This is a genomic window from Mycobacterium simiae, from assembly GCF_008370645.1.
GTDB classification, from domain to species: Bacteria; Actinomycetota; Actinomycetes; order Mycobacteriales; family Mycobacteriaceae; genus Mycobacterium; species Mycobacterium simiae_A.
On sequence record NZ_VTZN01000593.1, the window covers coordinates 1 to 331 of the forward strand.

The window sequence follows — 331 nt, forward strand, 5'->3', positions numbered from 1 at the left end:
TGGTTACACCTACTTTCACTCCGATCGGCGTGCCCTGCTGAACAAGCCGAAATAGCCCTGAGAAACATCGGCGGCAGCGCTGGCCGTGTGCGCTGCTGCCGATGCCGGCTTGTGTCTCGGGCGGCTCTTACGCGGCAGGTGTGGTAGGCCCGTTGAGCACCTGCAGGATGTCGGGCTTCATGGCAACCAGCTGTTGGTTCCAATAGGGCCACGAGTGTGTTCCGTTCGTCGGGAAGTTAAACACTCCGTTGCGGCCACCGGAGGCCAGGTAGGTGTCGCGGAAGGTTTGGTTGGTACGCAGCGTCAAACCTTCCAGGAACTTGGCCGGCAT

General features: G+C 60.7%; 1 protein-coding gene. It reads right to left on the minus strand.

Features of this window, described 5'->3' with window-relative positions; genetic code table 11:
- Positions 1-127 precede the first annotated feature (127 nt).
- A partial coding sequence (locus F0Q45_RS27040) for an alpha/beta hydrolase-fold protein (protein ID WP_262491214.1) occupies positions 128-331 on the minus strand: 204 nt, incomplete at its 5' end.